General features: G+C 49.7%; 19 protein-coding genes. 10 read left to right on the forward strand and 9 right to left on the reverse strand.

Annotated elements, in window-relative coordinates; all coding sequences use genetic code 11:
* Window positions 1-58: 58 nt before the first annotated feature.
* The gene (locus Q397_RS0116845) at window positions 59-880 is read right to left on the reverse strand and encodes a universal stress protein (RefSeq protein ID WP_028880410.1); all 822 of its coding nucleotides are present in this window, start codon (window positions 878-880) and stop codon (window positions 59-61) included.
* Window positions 881-1,167: 287 nt separating this feature from the next.
* On the opposite strand from Q397_RS0116845, the gene Q397_RS0116855 reads away from it, so the two are divergent.
* From Q397_RS0116855 to Q397_RS0116900, 10 genes are all read left to right on the forward strand, one after another.
* On the forward strand, window positions 1,168-2,202 hold the full coding sequence (locus Q397_RS0116855; RefSeq protein WP_028880412.1) for a TRAP transporter substrate-binding protein: 1,035 nt from the start codon (window positions 1,168-1,170) through the stop codon (window positions 2,200-2,202).
* Between the two features lie 84 nt (window positions 2,203-2,286).
* Window positions 2,287-2,871, forward strand: coding sequence for a TRAP transporter small permease (locus tag Q397_RS0116860; protein ID WP_028880413.1), 585 nt, complete (start codon window positions 2,287-2,289; stop codon window positions 2,869-2,871).
* A gap of 2 nt (window positions 2,872-2,873) precedes the next feature.
* Window positions 2,874-4,187: a TRAP transporter large permease gene (locus tag Q397_RS0116865; RefSeq protein ID WP_205618854.1), complete on the forward strand. Its 1,314-nt coding sequence runs from the start codon at window positions 2,874-2,876 to the stop codon at window positions 4,185-4,187.
* 14 nt (window positions 4,188-4,201) lie between these two features.
* Window positions 4,202-4,969: an SDR family NAD(P)-dependent oxidoreductase gene (locus tag Q397_RS0116870; RefSeq protein WP_028880415.1), complete on the forward strand. Its 768-nt coding sequence runs from the start codon at window positions 4,202-4,204 to the stop codon at window positions 4,967-4,969.
* A gap of 11 nt (window positions 4,970-4,980) precedes the next feature.
* A complete protein-coding gene (locus tag Q397_RS0116875; protein ID WP_028880416.1) occupies window positions 4,981-5,751 on the forward strand; it encodes a crotonase/enoyl-CoA hydratase family protein in 771 nt (256 codons plus the stop codon).
* Between the two features lie 5 nt (window positions 5,752-5,756).
* Window positions 5,757-6,275 carry a MarR family winged helix-turn-helix transcriptional regulator gene (locus Q397_RS23130; RefSeq protein ID WP_051610237.1) on the forward strand — a complete coding sequence of 173 codons (519 nt, stop codon included), beginning with the start codon at window positions 5,757-5,759 and terminating at the stop codon, window positions 6,273-6,275.
* A complete protein-coding gene (locus Q397_RS0116885) occupies window positions 6,244-8,061 on the forward strand; it encodes a feruloyl-CoA synthase (RefSeq protein WP_028880417.1) in 1,818 nt (605 codons plus the stop codon). The genes Q397_RS23130 and Q397_RS0116885 overlap by 32 nt, the downstream gene beginning before the upstream one ends.
* Window positions 8,062-8,071: 10 nt before the next feature.
* Complete coding sequence (locus Q397_RS0116890; RefSeq protein ID WP_028880418.1) at window positions 8,072-8,947, forward strand: amidohydrolase family protein; 876 nt, start codon at window positions 8,072-8,074, stop codon at window positions 8,945-8,947.
* The gene (locus Q397_RS23135) at window positions 8,944-10,545 is read left to right on the forward strand and encodes an acyl-CoA dehydrogenase family protein (RefSeq protein ID WP_051610239.1); all 1,602 of its coding nucleotides are present in this window, start codon (window positions 8,944-8,946) and stop codon (window positions 10,543-10,545) included. Before Q397_RS0116890 ends, Q397_RS23135 begins: the two co-directional genes overlap by 4 nt.
* A gap of 137 nt (window positions 10,546-10,682) precedes the next feature.
* Entirely contained in the window at window positions 10,683-11,873 is a 1,191-nt protein-coding gene (locus Q397_RS0116900) for an MFS transporter (RefSeq protein ID WP_028880419.1), read from the forward strand.
* 24 nt (window positions 11,874-11,897) lie between these two features.
* Here the strand turns inward: Q397_RS0116900 and Q397_RS0116905 are convergent, their stop codons facing one another.
* The 8 genes from Q397_RS0116905 to Q397_RS0116940 all read right to left on the reverse strand — a co-directional run bounded on the left by Q397_RS0116905 (window position 11,898) and on the right by Q397_RS0116940 (window position 18,072).
* Window positions 11,898-12,953, reverse strand: a complete 1,056-nt coding sequence (locus Q397_RS0116905; RefSeq protein ID WP_156950761.1) for an AbrB family transcriptional regulator — start codon at window positions 12,951-12,953, stop codon at window positions 11,898-11,900.
* Between the two features lie 5 nt (window positions 12,954-12,958).
* Entirely contained in the window at window positions 12,959-13,387 is a 429-nt protein-coding gene (locus tag Q397_RS0116910; RefSeq protein ID WP_028880421.1) for a GlcG/HbpS family heme-binding protein, read from the reverse strand.
* 76 nt (window positions 13,388-13,463) lie between these two features.
* The gene (locus Q397_RS0116915) at window positions 13,464-14,306 is read right to left on the reverse strand and encodes a class III extradiol dioxygenase family protein (protein WP_028880422.1); all 843 of its coding nucleotides are present in this window, start codon (window positions 14,304-14,306) and stop codon (window positions 13,464-13,466) included.
* Window positions 14,307-14,308: 2 nt separating this feature from the next.
* Entirely contained in the window at window positions 14,309-14,656 is a 348-nt protein-coding gene (locus Q397_RS0116920; protein WP_028880423.1) for a protocatechuate 4,5-dioxygenase subunit alpha, read from the reverse strand.
* A 70-nt stretch (window positions 14,657-14,726) separates the two neighbouring features.
* Window positions 14,727-15,596, reverse strand: a complete 870-nt coding sequence (locus Q397_RS0116925) for an amidohydrolase family protein (protein WP_028880424.1) — start codon at window positions 15,594-15,596, stop codon at window positions 14,727-14,729.
* 11 nt (window positions 15,597-15,607) lie between these two features.
* On the reverse strand, window positions 15,608-16,666 hold the full coding sequence (locus tag Q397_RS0116930) for a 4-oxalomesaconate tautomerase (RefSeq protein WP_028880425.1): 1,059 nt from the start codon (window positions 16,664-16,666) through the stop codon (window positions 15,608-15,610).
* Entirely contained in the window at window positions 16,659-17,330 is a 672-nt protein-coding gene (ligK, locus tag Q397_RS0116935) for a 4-carboxy-4-hydroxy-2-oxoadipate aldolase/oxaloacetate decarboxylase (protein ID WP_028880426.1), read from the reverse strand. The genes Q397_RS0116930 and ligK overlap by 8 nt, the downstream gene beginning before the upstream one ends.
* 1 nt (window position 17,331) lies before the next feature.
* Window positions 17,332-18,072 (reverse strand): PIG-L deacetylase family protein, encoded by a 741-nt coding sequence (locus Q397_RS0116940; RefSeq protein ID WP_028880427.1) that lies wholly within the window; start codon window positions 18,070-18,072, stop codon window positions 17,332-17,334.
* Between the last annotated feature and the right edge of the window lie 126 nt (window positions 18,073-18,198).

Raw genomic sequence — 18,198 nt, forward strand, 5'->3', positions numbered from 1 at the left:
AAAGAGGCTTTGGTGTGTACCGAGGCCTCTCTTTTTGTACGTGATGATGTTTGAAAAATTAGTGGGACAAAAATAACGGGACCGGACAATGTTGCATGACATCATGGGTCACACCGCCAAACAGATCTTGTGAAAACTTGCTATGCTCATAAGCGCCCATGACCAACAACTTTGCCCCAACTTCATCCAGTGTTGTCAGGATTGTCTGTCCGATGGATCGTTCGGGTGATTTGATGAGCAGGTTGGTTTCAACACCATGACGATCCAAAGATTTTAACAATTGGTCTATCCCCGGCGTGGCTTTTTTACCAACGCACAGAATGGTGACTTTGGGTTTTGTTTCCAGGTAATGCATCGCATCCCCCAGGGCGCGTGCAGCGGCACGTTTCCCGTCCCAGGCGATCAGGGCGTGATCTGCAAGGCCTGTGGCTTCATACCCATTGGGAACGATCAAAACGGGGCGACCACCTTCCAGGGCAACACGGTCAGGGTGGGCTGAAATATGAGACTCACCGGGTTCGCTGGAATGGGGGCTCATGACGACGAGATCGAAAGCACGCGCGAAAGAAGAGAGGTTGCTGACTTCATGTTGGTCAAGGTCCATAAATTCACCCCGCTCACTTAAATCATTTTCAGCCATCATTCGTTCGAATTCGACCTTTACTTCGCCAAGATGTTTTTTATCAAGCTCTTGCAATTCTTCTAAAATGCTGGGGGGGAGACGTCCGCCAAAACGACCTTCTGCCAAGGATTGACCTTGATGGCTGATAACACCTGTTAACCAGGCACCGTGTAATTTAGCGATTTTAATGGCATGTTTTAACGCGCTTTGTTTACCAGCCAGACCGGGATAAACCGAAAGAATGTTTTTAACGCTCATGTGTCGTTTCCTCTGTTTTTCAAAGTGTTTTGCCCTGTCATTTGGGACGGAACCGACGCGGGTATTGTTTGCGGCATTTCATTCAAAAAGTTATTTTCTGTTTTCGAATGTGAAAAAAAATAAATTTGCGCCCCTTCCGATCCCTTGTTTCCGCCAAAAACTGGAAAAAGTCAATAAAATAGTTATGAATTATAATAGTTATTGATTATAACAATTATAGGTGATATCAAAATGCCAGAGCGATTCTAAATCGCCGAATTTAAAACAGGATTTTCTGGGAGAAAGACATGAAGACCACACGAAGAAATCTATTGGGCATGTTTGCAGCCGCAGCAGTGTCTGTTGCAACCTTTGCACACGCATCTGCAGCAGAAGTGACTTTACGTTTTCATCACTTCTTGCCACCGCAAGCCAATATGCCTAAGACGGTGTTTTCTGAATGGAAGTCCAGAATCGAAAAAGATTCGGGGGGGCGTTTAAAAATTCAGGAATTTCCAGCCATGCAATTGGGGGGTAAGCCGCCGGAATTGATCGACCAAGCTGTGGATGGGGTTGCTGATATTATTTGGACGCTATCTGGTTATACGCCCGGTCGTTTCCCCATTGCAGAAGTTTTTGAGCTGCCTTTCCTTTTAAAAGATGCTGAATCTGCCTCACGTGCCTACTGGCAGTTTGCTCAGGAGAATATGCAAGAGGAGTTGAAGGATATTCATCCGCTGGCTTTGTGGGTTCATGGCCCCGGTGTGATCCATTCCAACAAGCCGGTCAACACGATTGAAGACCTGAAAGGTCTGAAGTTGCGCGCCCCGACCCGCATCACAAATGCGATGTTTAAATCTTTGGGGGCAACGCCTGTGGGGATGCCTGTCCCAGCCGTTCCTGAAGCTTTGTCTAAAGGTGTTGTGGACGGTACGGTTCTGCCGTGGGAGTTGACGGGTGCTTTTAAAATCCCGGAATTGGTGAAGAACCATACGATGTTTGATGGTGAATTTATTTACACATCTACATTCATCATGGGCATGAATAAAGACGCCTACAACAACTTGCCAGCCGACTTGAAAGCGGTCCTTGATAAAAACTCAGGTTTGGAACTTAGTGGCTGGTTTGGCAAGATGATCCAGTCTTTTGACGAGCCGACGTACAACAAGACCAAAGAAGCGGGCAACACGATTATTAACGTAACCGGTGCCGATTTGGATGAGTGGAAAGCGAAAGCACAGCCCACCATTGACCAGTGGGTTGCGGATATGAACGCCAAAGGTAAAGACGGCGCGACTTTACTGAAACGTGCAAAAGAAATTCTGGCTGAAAATACCAAGTAATACAGACCCTTTAAAGAGGTGAAGAAACACCTCTTTAAAGGAAGTTCCCTCTTGGTCGCGGGTCATATTTTCAGGAGCTAACGTGTGACTGTTTTTGTTGAAAAAATCGCAAAATGGACGGCCGTTTTAGGCGGGCTGGTTCTGGTTGGTTTGATTGTTCTGGCTGTCATCAGCATTGTCGGTCGGTCCATCAATACGGTGGCTTTTCTGCCCGAGGTGGTCGAGTTTGCGCCCTTCCTTGGTGGAGTGGTGGAAGGGATTGGCATTCGCGGTGTAACCGGTGATTTTGAGATGATCGAAGTCGGTGTGGCCTTTGCTATTTTTTCTTTCTTGCCTTACTGCCAATTGCGGGGTGGACATGCCAGTGTGGATATCTTCACTTCATTTTTACCGCGTAAAGCAAATCATTTCCTCATCGCATTTTGGGACATCGTCCTGGCTGGCGTGATTATGCTCATCTGTTGGCGTTTGTACGAAGGAATGATGGGGAAAATGAGTGCGCACGAAACCAGTATGTTGCTGCAAATACCCGTCTGGTGGGCCTATTGCTTAAGCTTTTTGGCGAGCCTCGTATCCGTTTTTGTTGGGGTTTATATCATGATTGTACGTTTTTTGGAAATTCTTACAGGTCATAAATATATGCCTGAATCCGAAGGAGCAAGCCATTGAGTATGCTGGAATTGGGATATTTATCCTTTCCGATCCTGCTGGTGCTGATTTTCCTGCGTGCACCCATTGGATTGGCGATGCTTCTGTGCGGGATCGGTGGTTTGTATTTTGCCATGGGCGGTAATTCAGCCATGTTTATGTCCAAGCTGAAGACAGAAACCTATTCCACTTTTTCAAGTTATTCGCTGACCATCATTCCGATGTTTTTACTGATGGGACAGTTTGCGACGTTGTCCGGCATGTCGTCGAGTTTGTTTAAGGCGGCAGAAAGCTGGCTTGGGCATCGAAAAGGCGGTGTTGCCATGGCAGCGGTGGGGGCGTGTGCCGGTTTCGGTTCCATTTGCGGGTCCTCCCTTGCGACGGCGGCAACCATGAGCCGGGTCGCTTTGCCGGAACTGCGTAAATATGGGTATTCCGGCGGGTTTTCAACGGCGACATTGGCGGCAGGGGGCACACTCGGCATTTTGATCCCGCCGTCTGTTATCCTGGTGATTTATGCCATTTTAAGTGAGCAAAATATTGCCAAACTGTTTTTGGCCGCATTTGTTCCCGGTGTGTTAGCCGCCCTTGGGTACATCATCACGATTTCGATTTATGTGCGACGCAATCCCAATTCTGCCGGCACACGCGAAGCGGTTCCTTACAAAGAACGGTTTCAAGCCTTATTCGATGTTTGGCCTGTCCTTTTGGTCTTTGGCTCGGTTGTGGGCGGAATTTATTTTGGTTGGTTTACGCCAACTGAAGGGGCCGCTGTCGGGGCAGCAGGCACAGGATTTGTGGCCTTTATCTCGGGGAATCTGACATGGCAGGTCTTTAAGGAAAGTATCATCACTACGGCCATGAGTACGGCTATGATCTTCTTTATCGTGTTGGGGGCGGGGTTTTACAACAGTTTTCTGGCCCTTTCACAGGTGCCGCAAGAATTATCGCAGCTCGTCCTCTCACAGGGCTTTAGCCCATGGACTGTGTTGACGATTATCCTGGTTTTTTATCTGGTGTTTGGCTGTTTGATGGACAGTCTATCCATGATCCTGCTGACGGTGCCGATCTTCTTTCCGATGATTGTGGGCATGGACTTTGGAATGTCAGTCGAACATGTGGCCATCTGGTTTGGCATCTTGGTGCTGATCGTGGTCGAAGTCGGCCTCATCACTCCGCCGGTTGGAATGAACCTTTTTATTATTAATGCAATGGAACGGACCACGCCCATTAGCGAAACCTATAAAGCGGTTTTGTATTTTGTCGGCTCTGACATCGTACGTGTCATCATTTTGGTGCTGTTCCCTGCGATTACCCTGTTTTTGCTTCCGGGCTAAGGAGAAGAAAGAAAATGGAAATTAACAATCAAATCGCGCTCGTGACTGGTGCGGGCTCCGGCCTTGGGGCCGCAACAGCCAGAATGCTGGCAGCTCAAGGCGCCAAGGTCGCGGTTCTTGACTATAATTTGCCTGCGGCCAAAGCTGTTGCTGAGGAAATTGGCGGCGTGAGTGTGGGGGCCGATGTTTCGCGCGCAGATGAAGTTGAAACAGCCTTTCAAACAGCAACAGAAGCTTTAGGCGGTACGCCGCGTATTGTCGTGAATTGTGCCGGGATTGGCCTTGCGGCACGTATCGTGGGGCGTGAAGGTAAGTTGTCTTTTGACATGTTTGATAAAACCATCAAGGTCAACCTTTACGGAACCTTTAATGTCATGAGTTATGCCGCGCGTGCGATGTATGATTTGCCGAGGTTGAATGACAGTGGGGAGACGGGTGTCATTATAAATACCGCCTCTGTCGCGATCGAAGATGGGCAAATCGGTCAGGCTGCGTATGCTGCGTCCAAAGGGGCAATATCCTCACTGATCTTACCTGCGGCCCGCGAATTTGCCCGTGCCGGTATCCGGGTGATGGCGATTGCGCCGGGCTTGTTTGAAACAGCGATGACAGAAGGCTTACCTGCCGAGGTTCGTGACGAAATTACTGGGAATATTCCATTCCCTAGCCGATTGGGTAGCCCGTCGGAATATGCACAGCTTGCCTGTGACATTGTCAAAAATAGTTATCTAAACGGAACAACCATCCGTTTGGATGCGGCTGTTCGTCTGCCGCAACGATAAGGAATAAAACGATGTCTGAACAAAAATATCTGAATATTGAACTGGACGGTGATATTGCGATCCTGTCCATGAACCGACCGGGCAAACGCAATGCCATGTGCGATCAGTTGTTAAACGAGATTGATGCTTTCTTTTCTGCGCCACCTGAGCAGGTCAAAGTTGTCATTCTGACGGGTACAGAAGGGCATTATTGTTCCGGTCTGGATTTGTCAGAACATGTCGCGCGCGATGCTGAAGGCACAATGAGACATTCGCGTGGCTGGCATGGCGTCATGAACAAGATCAAGTTTGGCGGCTTGCCTGTGGTCTCTGCCATGATGGGGGCTGTCATTGGTGGCGGGCTGGAACTTGCAGCCAGCACCCATGTCCGTATTGCAGAACCGTCTACGATCTTCCAGCTGCCGGAAGGCATGCGCGGTATCTTTGTGGGTGGGGGGGCATCGGTCAATGTGGGACGTATTTTAGGTGCGGATCGCATGACGGAAATGATGTTAACAGGTCGCAAATTTAACGCAGCCGAAGGCCTGTCTTTGGGGCTGACGCATTATGCAGTGGCAGAAGGCGAAGCGATGACTTTGGCCCGTAAATTGGCCAGAAAAGTTGCGGACAATGCGCCCTTGTCCAACTATATCATGATACAGGCACTTGCTCGTGTTGAAGATATGTCTAAAGCTGATGGCCTCTTTACCGAAAGCTTGTGTGCAGCCCTGACCCAAACCAGTCCGCATGCCATTGAAGGTTTGGCCGCCTTTTTGGAAAAGCGAGACCCCAATTTTAAGTGATTGATATGAAACAATTGAAAAAAACGACCAAACAGGATCATCAGACAAAGGTCAAGGTTACAGATAAAACACTGCGTGAGTTTATGGGATACAATATGAAGCGGACGTTTAACGTGTTTCATTCGGATCTTGCGAAAGTGTTGGAGCCTTTTGATCTGCGTATGGTGACCTATTCGGCCCTTGTTTTGATTGTGGATAATCCGGGGATGCGCCAGTCCCAGCTTGCCGACGCGCTTGCCATCGAACGCCCCAATCTAGTGGTGATCGTGGATGAGCTGGAGCGGCGTGAGTTGATCTTGCGCGAACCCTCAAAAACAGACAGACGTGCATATTCCCTAAGCGCCACGCTAAAAGGCAAACGTCTTTGTGAAAAAGCATCCCAAGCCAATAGGGAAAGCGAAGCACGTTTACTGAGCTGCCTGGACGAAGAAACCAAAAAAACTGTGCAGGCAGCACTTCATTTAATCAGAATATCCTCAGGGAGGGGAGAAGATGAAACGGACAAAAAGGTTCAAGTCACATGATGTTGTCTTTGAAAAGCGCAGCGATGGGGCGATTTTATTAACCGCACGTGAAGAGTTGGGACCTGTCGTTGAAAAAACAGGCCAATGGTTACATGACTGGGCAAAAAAGACACCAGATCAGGTTTTCCTCGCTGAACGTTATGGCCCAGGTTGGCGGGAAGAAACATATCAATCAACGTTACAAAAAGTCCAAGCCTTGGGGGCTTCGCTTTTGGGGCGGGGATTTACTGAGAAGACACCCATCTTAATTATGTCAGGCAACGGTGTAGACCATGGTTTACTGTCGTTGGCTGCACAATATGTAGGGGTGCCAACGGTCCCGGTTGCGGAACAATATTCCCTGATCCATGGAGCGCATGAACGTTTGCGCCATGCGATCGAGTTGATTAGACCTAAAATGGCATATGTGGTGGATGCGATCCAGTACGATGAAGCCTTAAAGTTAGAGGCGCTAAACGGTATTGAAATTGTCGCGTCACGTACAGGGGGTAAACCGGGTGTTACAGCCTTTGATGATTTGCTGAAAGGCGATGGGTCTGTGGACTTGAAAAGTGCCTACGCGGAGGTGGGGGCCGATAGCATTGCTAAGATTTTGATGACCTCAGGCTCAACCTCTAATCCAAAAGGTGTTTTAACAACACAACTCATGATGTGTACAAATCAAACACAGATCCAACAGGCGCTTCCTTTCCTGTGTGACCGCCCGCCGGTCATCGTGGACTGGCTCCCTTGGAACCATGTGTTTGGGGGCAGTCACAACTTCAATATGATGCTCGCCAATGGGGGGAGTTTTTATATTGATGACGGCAAGCCTGTTAAAGGCCTGTTTGATCGCACGATTGAAAATCTGAAACTTCAAACCGGCAGCTTGCTGTTTAACGTCCCTGTTGGGTTTGACATGTTGGTTGCTGCCCTGGGCAAGGATGATGATTTGCGTCAGCGGTTTTTCAGTGATCTGGATTTGATCTTTTATGCAGGGGCATCTTTGCCTCAAAATGTCTGGTCCAGTCTTGAAAATATGGCGCTGGAAGTCAAAGGTGAGATCCCCTTGATGACCTCGTCATGGGGGCTGACTGAAACGGCACCGGCGTGTTTAATGCAGCAAGAGCCGACGCCGCAATCCGGTATTGTCGGCGTGCCCCTCAGTGGCTTGTCTGTAAAGTTGATCCCGGACGATGAAATGCGTTGTGAAATTCGGGTAAAGGGCGACAATATCATGTCCGGTTACTTCGAAAACCCGGAAAAGACGGCTGAAAGCTTTGATGAGGAAGGCTACTTCATCACGGGTGACGCGATGAAGTTCGTTGATGAGAATGATCCGAACCGGGGCTTGAAATTTGACGGTCGGATTTCAGATGATTTTAAACTTTCGACGGGGACTTGGGTGCGTGCAACGGCGTTGCGTGCGGATTTATTATCCTGCATGGCACCGTTGGCTCAGGATGTGGTGGTTACTGGCCATGATCTCAATGAAATCGGCATCATGATTGTCCCCAACCGTGAAGAAATCGAACGCGAAGGTTACAAGCTGACGCAAGAAGATGGTTTGATTATCTGTGATCTGTTGAAAGGCGAGATTGAACACCGCTTACGCGAACGTTCCACCCACGTCAGCGGATCCTCCGTTCAGGTGAAACGTGCCATTGTCTTGGCTGAACCCCCGTCTTTAGCTGACGGTGAGATCACCGCCAAAGGGAACTTGAATTTCCGTAAAATTCTGACGCGACGCAAAAACCTGTTAGAGCGATTGTATGACAATCAGGATCAAAACATCGCACTGGTATGAGGAGATTAAAATGGTAGATTTTTCAAAAGTACGCGCAATCGATTTTCACACCCATGCTGAAGAAGCATGCGGCTGTCATGATGATGATGGATATGATGAATTGCAATCCACAATGGCAAAATATTTTGGCGCGCCCTGGTCACACCCGCCCACCATCCCGGAAACGGCAGAGCATTACCGCAAACAAAATATTGCGGCTGTTATTTTCAATGTGGATAGCGAGACCGAAACGGGATATCGCCGCTATGACAATGAAAAGATTGCTGAACTTTGTGCCGAAAACGATGATGTGCTGATCCCGTTTGCCTCCATCGACCCACATAAAGGGCGTATGGGGGCGCGTGAAGCGCGTCGTTTGATCCGTGATTTTGGTATCAAAGGGTTTAAGTTCCATCCAACCATGCAGGGGTTTTATCCTAATGATCGTATGGCTTATGAGCTTTATGAAGCCATTGCGGAAAGCGGCTGTATTTCGTTGTTTCATACCGGGCAAACCGGGGTTGGCTCTGGCATGCGTGGCGGCAACGGGATGCGCCTGAAATATTCCAATCCCATGTTTATGGATGATGTGGCAGTGGACTTTCCGGATATGAAGATCATTTTGGCCCATCCCTCTTTTCCGTGGCAGGAAGAGGCTTTGTCGGTCGCAACACACAAGCCGAATGTCTACATTGATCTGTCTGGCTGGTCGCCAAAATATTTTCCGCCGATTTTGGTGCGCTATTGTAATACGATTTTGAAAAAGAAAGTGCTGTTCGGGTCTGATTGGCCGATGATTTCGCCGGAAAAATGGCTAGCGGCTTTCGAAGAGATCGATATCAAGGATCATTTACGCGAAGATATTATCAAAAACAACGCCGTGCGTTTGCTGGAGAGTGTGGGATGAAGCCATTTAGCGCCCCAATAGAAGACATATTGTTTTCCCTGTCCCATATCGCAAAAGCAGATGATGTCGAAGGTTGGGATCGTGATCTTACCAGCGAGATTGCCCATCATTTTGCAGCCTTTGCTGAAGGGGAAATCGCGCCCATCGATGAACCGGGTGACCGGGAAGGCTGCAAGCTGGTTGACGGACGTGTGGTCATGCCGAAAGGGTATAAAGAGGTTTATACCGGTCTGGCGGAACAAGGCTGGCAAGGTTTGACCGCCCCTGAAGAACAGGGCGGTCAGGCCATGGGCGCCCTTGTTCACGGGGTCATCAGCGAGGTCTTTTCCGGTGCGTGTCATGCCCTGCAAATGGTCACAGGTCTTGTGCCCGGTGCGATCCGCACGATTATGAAGTTTGGCACAGAAGATCAGCAGGCACGTTTGATTCCCCCTCTGGTGGAGGGCCGATGGCTGGCGACAATGTGTTTGACGGAACCGGGTGCTGGCTCCGATCTTTCCCAAGTGCGTTGCAAGGCGACAGAAGGTCAAGACGGTTGGCGTATCAATGGGGAAAAAATCTTTATTTCCGGCGGGGATCAGGATTTAAGCACAGGGATTTTACACCTCGTGCTGGCCCGCACCAGTGAGGAGGGTGTGAAAGGGTTAAGCCTGTTCTTATGCCAATCAAGTAAACCAGATGGCAGCCGAAATGATATTACGGTAACCCGCATTGAAGAAAAAATGGGGCTTCATGCCTCCCCCACCTGTCAGCTCGCCTTCGATGATGCACACGCCGAATTGATCGGTAACCTCGGTGATGGTTTAAAAGCGATGTTTACCATGATGAACCATGCGCGTATCGATGTCGCTTTACAAGGGGTTGCCCATGCGGCACGTGCGTATGATGTTGCAGGTGCGTATGCGGCGGAACGGGTGCAGGGGCGTAATTTATTGGGGGAAAAGGTTACGCTGGATCAACATAGCGATGTTCGTCGTATGTTAGATGAATGTGATGCTCTGGCACTGGGGAGCCGTGCGATCACTCATCTGGCCTTGGTTGCGATGGAAAAGGATGCGCGTGATCCGCTTGTGGATTTCCTCACCCCCCTTGCAAAAGTCTGTGGGACCGAAGCGGGGATGCGTGCGGCTGAATTGGGCGTGCAGGTTTTGGGCGGGTATGGCTATTTGTCCGAATATCGTCTGGAACAAACCTATCGGGATGCCCGCATCACAGCGATTTATGAAGGGGCAAACGGTATTCATGCGTTGACCCTTGCCACGCGTTTATTAACCGGTGCGCAACTAAAATCCGCACAAGCGTTTGAAAATCTGATGCTGGATGAATGTGATGTTGCGGGATCGAGTGAATTACAGGAAGCCCTGATCCTGTGGCAATCCATGAAAGATAAAGTTGCGGGGATGGCTGATCCTAGCGCAACAGCCCATGATTTTATGGCCTTGACCATCCAGTTGACTTTGGTGTTGGTCTGGACACGCTATGTAAAGGGCGCTGATGAACATCACGATCCTGAAAGGATTAAACGGGTCGGTAAAATGGGGCTGGTTGATGCGTCCTTGAAAGCGAAACTCCATGCCGGAAAAATCGCAAGGCTTTGATATTTTGCGATAAGGTCCTTTTGTCTAAGGTTTGCCTAATTGTCTACCTTGCGCCCGCTCTCTTCTGCTTATATAAAGTGCCTCCCGTAACTTGAAGCATCGAAAGAAGAGAGCGGGCATTTTTTTAGGAATCTCGTATGGACTCCCCTCTTAAAACAAATTGGTCTGTTGTTGGGATTGCTGTGTTAAGCGGCATTGTCGCAGCGCTTTATGTAGGGAAAGTCCCGCCTGCCTTACCCTTTATCCGATCCGATCTGAACCTGACGATGGTTGACGGCGGCTATGTGATATCGACTTTTAATATGTTAGGCATGGCCATGGCGATGTTGATCGGGACCATGGTCGATCAGCTTAATCGCAAGCTGTTGATATTTTTCAGCTTTTTTTGCCTGTCCGTAGGGGGCTTAATCGGGTCTTTATCCGAGAGTCTGACTTTTTTATTGTTCAGCCGGATGATTGAAGGGGGCGGCTTTATCTGCCTTGCGGTTGCCATGCCGGCGATTGTCATCGCGGCCTCTTCGGAAAAAGATCGTTCCATAGCGATCTCGCTCTGGAGCATTTTTACCCCCGCGGGTATGGCGCTTGCCTTGATCTGTTTTCCCTATTTGGAAGACATTTTTCGCTGGCAAGGAGTCTGGCAATTGCTCTCCGTCCTGCCGCTTATCATGTGTGGGGCGGTGGCGGCGGTTTTTCGTCAATTGCCATCGCCGCCGCCCGTGGGCGGCAACCCGTTACAATTGATAGGTCAGACTTTATCACAAAAAGGATTATGGCTGATCGCTTTGACCTTTGGGGGATATACCTTGCAATGGGTTTCCTTGATGGTCTGGTTGCCGACCTTTCTGACGGGGGATTTAGGATATGGTCAGGGGACGGCTGCGCTCATTACCGCGGGTGTCATTGCCATGAATATTCCGTCTAACATTATTGGCGGCTGGTGTTTGAAAAAAGGTATTGATGCGCGCTATATGATCTTGGTTGGGTGTGGGGTCATGGGTGTGTGCGTGCTCGGTATTTTGCTGGTGCCTATGGATAACCTTTATCGGGTGATTGCCTGTTTTTGCTTTTCCTTACTGGGCGGGCTGGTGCCGGCAACCATGTTTGCCTATACGCCCAGATATGCACCGAGCCCGGGGCATATGAGTGCCTCCAGCGGGATGTTAATGCAAGGTTCCGCCCTCGGTCAGTTTATCGGTCCTCCCTTGTTAGCCGGGGCGGTTTCTTTGTCGGGTGGGGATTGGGTGAATGCACTCTACCCCATGCTGGGCGGATGTTTGCTGAGTCTGGTTTGCGGCTATTATGTCATTCAGGGCAAGCGCAAAGGGTAACCCTTCTTTGAGGTCAGACAGAAGTTAGGCGTGATCGGTTGTGGCCGCGCGCCAGGTCCAACGGGCAAAAAGAGGGATAAGCCCGACGATAATGAACAGGCGCACCAGATGGTGTAGGGCGACATAACCCGTGTTTTCCCCTAAAGCAATCGCAACGATGCTGGTTTCAGCCTGTCCACCCGGCGCATAAGCGAGCAAGGCCGAAAGTAAACTAAAGCCGCTGACTTCAGAGACAGCCCACGCACATCCCGCCGTCAAAGAAAAGAGCAGAATTAAAAAGCCTGTACTTTTGAGCGTGGTGCCCAGCATGTCTTTCATGGAATATTTCATAAAAACGCAGCCAATGGAGGTCCCGAGCAGGAGCTGAGCGCCCTTAAACAATTCATCGGGTGGTTCTTGCGGCAAGAGACCGTTTAAAGATAAACAAGCAGAAAATACCATGGGACCAATGATAGGGCTTCCCGGCAACTTTAATCGGGCAAGCAGCCACCAGCCAGAAAATCCGATCAGCCCGAGAAGCAAGAGATGAAATGGATCACTTTGGCTCAGGCTTGGCATGAATTGTTTAACCGCCCCTATATTCTGACCTTTCAGGTTGCCGGCGAGAAAGGGAAGGCAATAGACGACGACCAGAATGCGGATCCCTTGGATCAGGGCAAGTTGGGCCACATTCGCCTTGATATCTTCACCGACCAGCACCAGCTCCGCAATGCCGCCGGGTGTTGAACATAAAAAGGCCGTGCGTTTGTCCAGCTTCATCCCATAATGAAAATAGAGCCAGCCTGCGGCAGTCACAACGGCGATATAAAAAGGGATAAAGCTTAAACTTACCCCATAGGCCGCAAGATCGTTCAACATGTCAGGTGAAAATTGGCTACCGATGGCAAGGCCGATGATGACGCGTGCGATGTTGACATATTTGCGTGGAAGTTTGGCAAAGGGCAGGTTGGTGCGGGTCAGTAAGATGACGCCAAAAATTGACCCCAAAACCCAAGGTAAAGGTGCGGAAATCAAGCTAAAGAACAATCCACCGCTAAACCCGGCCATCAGGGTCCAAAGGGTCGGGGAGAGTCTGTTCACGTGTTTTATCCTTGGTTCAGGACCGTTTCAACAGCCCTGTTTGCAATCATGATGTCTTGTTCTTCCGATGCTCCGGCAATACCGATTGCCCCCACCACTTGATCGTCAAGATGTACAGGTACACCGCCACCGATCAGCACGATTTGGGGGTGATGGGCAAGGCCGGCTGCAACATTGGGTTTTTTACTGACTTTTGCAGACCAGATGTCCGTTGCCGTTTTATAATGGGCAGAGGTGGCCGCTTTTTTAAGGGCAATATCACCCGCGGGCAAAGGGGCGCCGATCATGCGCTGGTAGCTGAGCGTCTGACCATAATGGTCTACAATATGGACATGAATGGCAAGCCCCATTTCACGTGCACAGTTAATGGCAGCATCGGCAAGCTTATTGGCACACTCCAATGACAAGCTGGTTATCTGGCAAGTGTGTATCATGGTAAACCTCGTTTGATAGAAAGAGGGCGACTTTGTGACAAGCCGCCCTCAGGTTGGGAACTTTTTTAAATATAGCCTAAGAGACTGTATCGAGGCAAAGAAGTCCGGCACCTGTATTTGAAATCGGAATGTGATAGTTCTGATGGATGACTTGCGGTGTTTTCCCCATCGCGGCCCGCATAATCAGCCACAAGATAAACTCAGACCCTTGGGCACCTGCCAGTTTCACCAGTTCATGAATTGACATATTCTGATAGTGATAAGGGTCGCTAACAATTTTTTCCATGCACTCCAGATCGAATTCTTTGTTGATGAAGCCGGCGCGTTCCCCATCCAATTGGTGAGAAAGACCCCCTGTGCCAAGGATCACGACCTTGCAATCTTCGGGATAACTTTCGATGGCACGTCCTAGCGCTTCACCAATTGCAAGACAACGTCGGGGGGAGGCAACCGGATGCTGTACGGTGTTGACGCAGAAAGGGACGGTCTTGATTTGGTCTTCACCACGTTCCGGCCACAAAAGGGACATGGGCACCGTAAAGCCATGATCGACCAGCATTTCTTGGCAGGAACATAAATCAAATTCTTCATCATGAAGGGAATTGATTAAATGCCATGACAGTTCTGGATCGCCCTTAAAGGGGTCAATGGTCGGGATCCCCCAGCCTTCATCATCGTTTTTATATTCTTTTGCGGCACCAATTGCGAACGTCGGCATTTTATCCAGGAAGAAGTTTAGCCCGTGGTCGTTATAGACAACGATTGCGACATCGGGTTTAACCTTATCCAACCATGCGCGCACAGGTGGGTAGCCATCAAAGAAAGGTTTCCAATATGGATCTTCGAAAAGGTCATTGGCAATGGCGTTACCGATTGCCGGAATATGTGAGGTACAGATACCACCTACGATTTTTGCCATGATTATTTCCCCGCATCCACAAGCATTTGTTTGAAATCTTCAACCGTTTTTCCGGTCATTTGCGCGCCGACATCCTGCACACTGAGGCCAAGGAGACCAGCGAGTTTTGCGAGATAATAAATATTGCCGCCTTCAGCGATCATGTCTAAAACCACACGCTTACGAACGGCTTCTTTCTGCGCGTCCGTCAGGCCGAATTTATCATAATAGGCTTCTTCGTCTTTTAAGAATTCTTCGCGATTTTCAGCCTTGTTGAAGGAATAACACATTTTATTTAAGCCATAGCCTTTGATCGCCATCTGGCCATCAAAGAAGGTCGTGCCGAAAATCGGCGCTTGGGTATTGGTCATAACTGCCCCCATGTTCCATAAGATAGTAAATTAATACGAGGCTCTTCTTATTCGAGAGCTTTGATACCTCTTAATCCCAGTAAAGCTTCATTGGATTATCAATAAGCAATGCTTTTTGCGCCGCGGCGCTGGTCGCAATTTTCGGGATGACATCCACCAGAACACCTTCATCCGGTGTATGGGATTTCATGTTCGGGTGGGGCCAGTCGGTTCCCCATAAGACCCGATCTTGAAACTTTTCAACCAAGGTACGTGCAAAGGGCACGACATCGTCGTAAGTCGGCCCCTGAACGGTTAGACGTTCTGGGCAAGACACCTTGACCCAGATATTCGGATTATCTTCCATCAACTGGATGAAGCGCTGGAAGTCTTCATGGTCAACCCCTTTGGTTACATCCGGACGTCCCATGTGATCGACGACGATGATGCCCGGTAATTGATTTAAAAAAGGGATTAACTCTTCGAGATCTTGCGCTTCAAAATAGACCACGATGTGCCAGCCCAGTTTCTTGATTTTTTCGGCAACGCCTAAAAAGACGTCTTTCGGTGTGGCATCGACCAGACGTTTGACAAAGTTAAAACGTACGGCGCGCACGCCTGCTTTATCCATATCCTTAAGCTCGGCCTCGCTGATATCGGGGTTTACGATTGCCACACCGCGGGCCATGTCGTTGGAAGATAAAAGCGCATCGACGAGAGCGCGGTTGTCTTTGCCATGACAAGAAGCTTGCACAATCACATTGCGGGAAAAGCCTAAATGATCGCGCAAAGCAAACAGCTTTTCTTTTGGGGCATCACACGGGGTGTATTTGCGTTCCGGCGCATAAGGAAACCGATCTGCCGGGCCAAAAACATGACAGTGGGCATCCACAGCCCCCGCGGGCACCTTGAAGGTCGGCTTGCTGGGATTGGGGTGAAAAGGAAGGTAATCCGGGTCCATAACCATGTTTCTTACTCTGCAAAAATAGTTCCGTCGAACAGCTTTCTGGCTGTGCGTATAATCGCCGCTGTTTCGATCTCGTTATCATCGTTTAAGTCCAATAAGACAGTTGCCTGCCCGATCGGGTGTTCAATTTTTAATGTTTTGCGCTTGCCTGTTGGGATTTGGGCAAAGTCATGTGCGGGGGAGCCGTCCAACATACAGGCGGTTGCAACACTGACCGCGCCCAACACGCCAATGGAGGCATGGCAGCGGTGCGGGATAAAGGTCCGTGTGGAGATCGCCCCGCCTTTTTGCGCCGGGGAAACCATACTCATTTTCGGAACAGATTTTTCCGTAACATCGCCTAAGTTCATCAGCGGACCGCATTGCAAGCGGATGCTTTCCAGTTTTTGGCGCAAAGCATCGTTTGCTTCCAATTCAGCACGGCTTTCGCTGCCGCGAATGCCTAAATCTGTCGCCCGCATGACCACCGTGGGCATGCCGTTATCAATCATTGTGACGTCTATGCCATCGATGACATCTTTGGGGTTGCCGCTGGGCAACAAAGCCCCGCAGCTAGACCCGGCGGTCTCTTGAAAAGTGATCGCGATGGGCGCAGCTGTACCCGGTACACCATCAATTGCCGCCTTTCCCTTGTAGGTGACTTTACCCTTTGGTGTTTGTATTAGAACGGTTGCGATTTGGCCTGTGTTTTCCATATAGATGGTGACTTTTGTTTCGCCATCTTCGGGGTCAACAAGGCCGCGTTCAATGGCAAAGGGGCCAACACCTGCAAGGATGTTCCCGCAGTTTTGCAGGTCGGTGACAGTGGCTTGATCCACGCCGACCTGTAAGAATAGATAGTCCACATCCACGCCGTCTCGCACAGAAGGTTTGACCACTGCGACCTTAGAGGTCAGCGGGTCGGCACCCCCCATCCCGTCGATCTGACGTTCATCGGGTGAGCCCATGATGCGTAATAAAAAAGCATCCCGTTCTTTTGTGTCGCTCGGAAGATCCCCGGCGAGGAAATATCCCCCTTTGGAGGTACCACCGCGCATCCACATGCAAGGAACGGGCTTAGACATACTTCAGACCTTTTTCAGCAAGGCGTGGGCGCATGTTATACATATCAATGCCCAAGGTACCGGACGCCAGTGTCGTACGTTTTTCTTCTTCCAGAGCCATGCGGGCACGGGCTTTATCTAGCACATCTGCAGCTTCTTCACGGGCAACGACACAGACGCCGTCATCATCCGCAACGACCACATCGCCCGGATGGACCAGTTGGTCGGCACAGACAACCGGGATATTGACGCTGCCCAATGTTTCTTTGATGCAGCCCTGGGCGTGAATGGCTTTAGACCAGACGGGGAAATTCATTTGCGTCAAATCTTTCACATCCCGTACGCCGGCGTCAATCACAAGACCAACACAGCCACGGGCTTGCGCCGATGTTGCCAGCAGGTCACCAAAATATCCGGCATCTGAGGGCGAGGTGGTGCCAAGGATCAGAATGTCGCCTTCCTGTAATTGTTCAATCGCCACATGGACCATCCAGTTATCGCAAGGGGGCGCAAGGATTGTCACGGCAGATCCCGCCACTTGTGCGCCCTTGTAAATCGGATTCATATAAGAGGCGAGCAAGCCTTTGCGCCCTTGAGCTTCGTGGACGGTGGCGACACCGCAGTCACGCAGGCCATCAATGATGGCTTGATCTACACGATCAATGTTTTGGACAACCACACCCATTTTAATCCAGCTCCTCTACAGTGCGAGGATAGACGGCTTGGAAACCTTCTGCATACTGGCAGTTTTTACCACCTGCCTGACCGCCGGAATTTCGACGGAAATGGTTGCCACGGTTTTCACCAACATTTTCGTAGAAATGCCAGAGATGTTCTTGGCCCTGCATGGCTTGAATAGCCGCCCATTTATTTTCCCAAACTTCGGAAATATCTAAAAAGACATTGGGCTTCCATTCCATCTGTTCGGTCTGGTGGGGTTCGAATAAATAAAGTTGAGGGGCACCCAACACTTTTTCACCCGGATTATGACCCCATGCTTGCGCAATCATTCGGCATTCAATTGCCAACTGGGTGGCATACATATGATCTGTGTTGTACGGATCATATTTAGAATGACTGAACATAAAGTTCGGTTGCACTTTGCGGATGAGATCGACGATTTTGTATTTGCCATCGGTGTCGACTTCTAAGGGGTAATCGCCAAAATCGAAGAACTGAATATCGTGAGCGTTTAAGGCTTGGGCAGCGGCTTCCGCTTCTTTGCGACGTGCGGCTTTCACTTTTTCCAAGGTCATGTCCGGGCCCTGTTTCCACAATTTGGCGGACTCGCCTCTTTCTCCATACGACAGACAGGCGATAGTCACATCATACCCTTTTTTCTGATGAAGGGCGATGGCACCACCGCAACGCCAGACAAAGTCTGCGGAATGGGCACTGATAACGAGAGCTGTTTTCTTGTCGCTCATGTGAAGAAGCTCCTTAAGCCTATTGGTGTGTAACACGCTGACCCAGCGGTTGGAATGAGTTGGTCTTAGCGTGGCTCAAAAAAAGAAGGGAGGCTATTTCAAACCCTCCCCAAGCCTATAAGATTT

This window comes from Terasakiella pusilla DSM 6293, assembly GCF_000688235.1.
Classification (GTDB): domain Bacteria; phylum Pseudomonadota; class Alphaproteobacteria; order Rhodospirillales; family Terasakiellaceae; genus Terasakiella; species Terasakiella pusilla.

Coding starts and splice junctions, on each gene's coding strand:
- Q397_RS0116900 (WP_028880419.1), top strand. CDS start 10,683: ATGGACTCCCCTCTTAAAACAAATTGGTCTGTTGTTGGGATTGCTGTG.
- Q397_RS0116925 (WP_028880424.1), bottom strand. CDS start 15,596: ATGGACCCGGATTACCTTCCTTTTCACCCCAATCCCAGCAAGCCGACC.
- Q397_RS0116890 (WP_028880418.1), top strand. CDS start 8,072: ATGGTAGATTTTTCAAAAGTACGCGCAATCGATTTTCACACCCATGCT.
- Q397_RS0116940 (WP_028880427.1), bottom strand. CDS start 18,072: ATGAGCGACAAGAAAACAGCTCTCGTTATCAGTGCCCATTCCGCAGAC.
- ligK (WP_028880426.1), bottom strand. CDS start 17,330: ATGGGTGTGGTTGTCCAAAACATTGATCGTGTAGATCAAGCCATCATT.
- Q397_RS0116885 (WP_028880417.1), top strand. CDS start 6,244: ATGAAACGGACAAAAAGGTTCAAGTCACATGATGTTGTCTTTGAAAAG.
- Q397_RS23135 (WP_051610239.1), top strand. CDS start 8,944: ATGAAGCCATTTAGCGCCCCAATAGAAGACATATTGTTTTCCCTGTCC.
- Q397_RS0116915 (WP_028880422.1), bottom strand. CDS start 14,306: ATGGCAAAAATCGTAGGTGGTATCTGTACCTCACATATTCCGGCAATC.
- Q397_RS0116920 (WP_028880423.1), bottom strand. CDS start 14,656: ATGACCAATACCCAAGCGCCGATTTTCGGCACGACCTTCTTTGATGGC.
- Q397_RS0116870 (WP_028880415.1), top strand. CDS start 4,202: ATGGAAATTAACAATCAAATCGCGCTCGTGACTGGTGCGGGCTCCGGC.
- Q397_RS0116845 (WP_028880410.1), bottom strand. CDS start 880: ATGAGCGTTAAAAACATTCTTTCGGTTTATCCCGGTCTGGCTGGTAAA.
- Q397_RS0116930 (WP_028880425.1), bottom strand. CDS start 16,666: ATGTCTAAGCCCGTTCCTTGCATGTGGATGCGCGGTGGTACCTCCAAA.
- Q397_RS0116910 (WP_028880421.1), bottom strand. CDS start 13,387: ATGATACACACTTGCCAGATAACCAGCTTGTCATTGGAGTGTGCCAAT.
- Q397_RS0116865 (WP_205618854.1), top strand. CDS start 2,874: ATGCTGGAATTGGGATATTTATCCTTTCCGATCCTGCTGGTGCTGATT.
- Q397_RS23130 (WP_051610237.1), top strand. CDS start 5,757: ATGAAACAATTGAAAAAAACGACCAAACAGGATCATCAGACAAAGGTC.
- Q397_RS0116855 (WP_028880412.1), top strand. CDS start 1,168: ATGAAGACCACACGAAGAAATCTATTGGGCATGTTTGCAGCCGCAGCA.
- Q397_RS0116875 (WP_028880416.1), top strand. CDS start 4,981: ATGTCTGAACAAAAATATCTGAATATTGAACTGGACGGTGATATTGCG.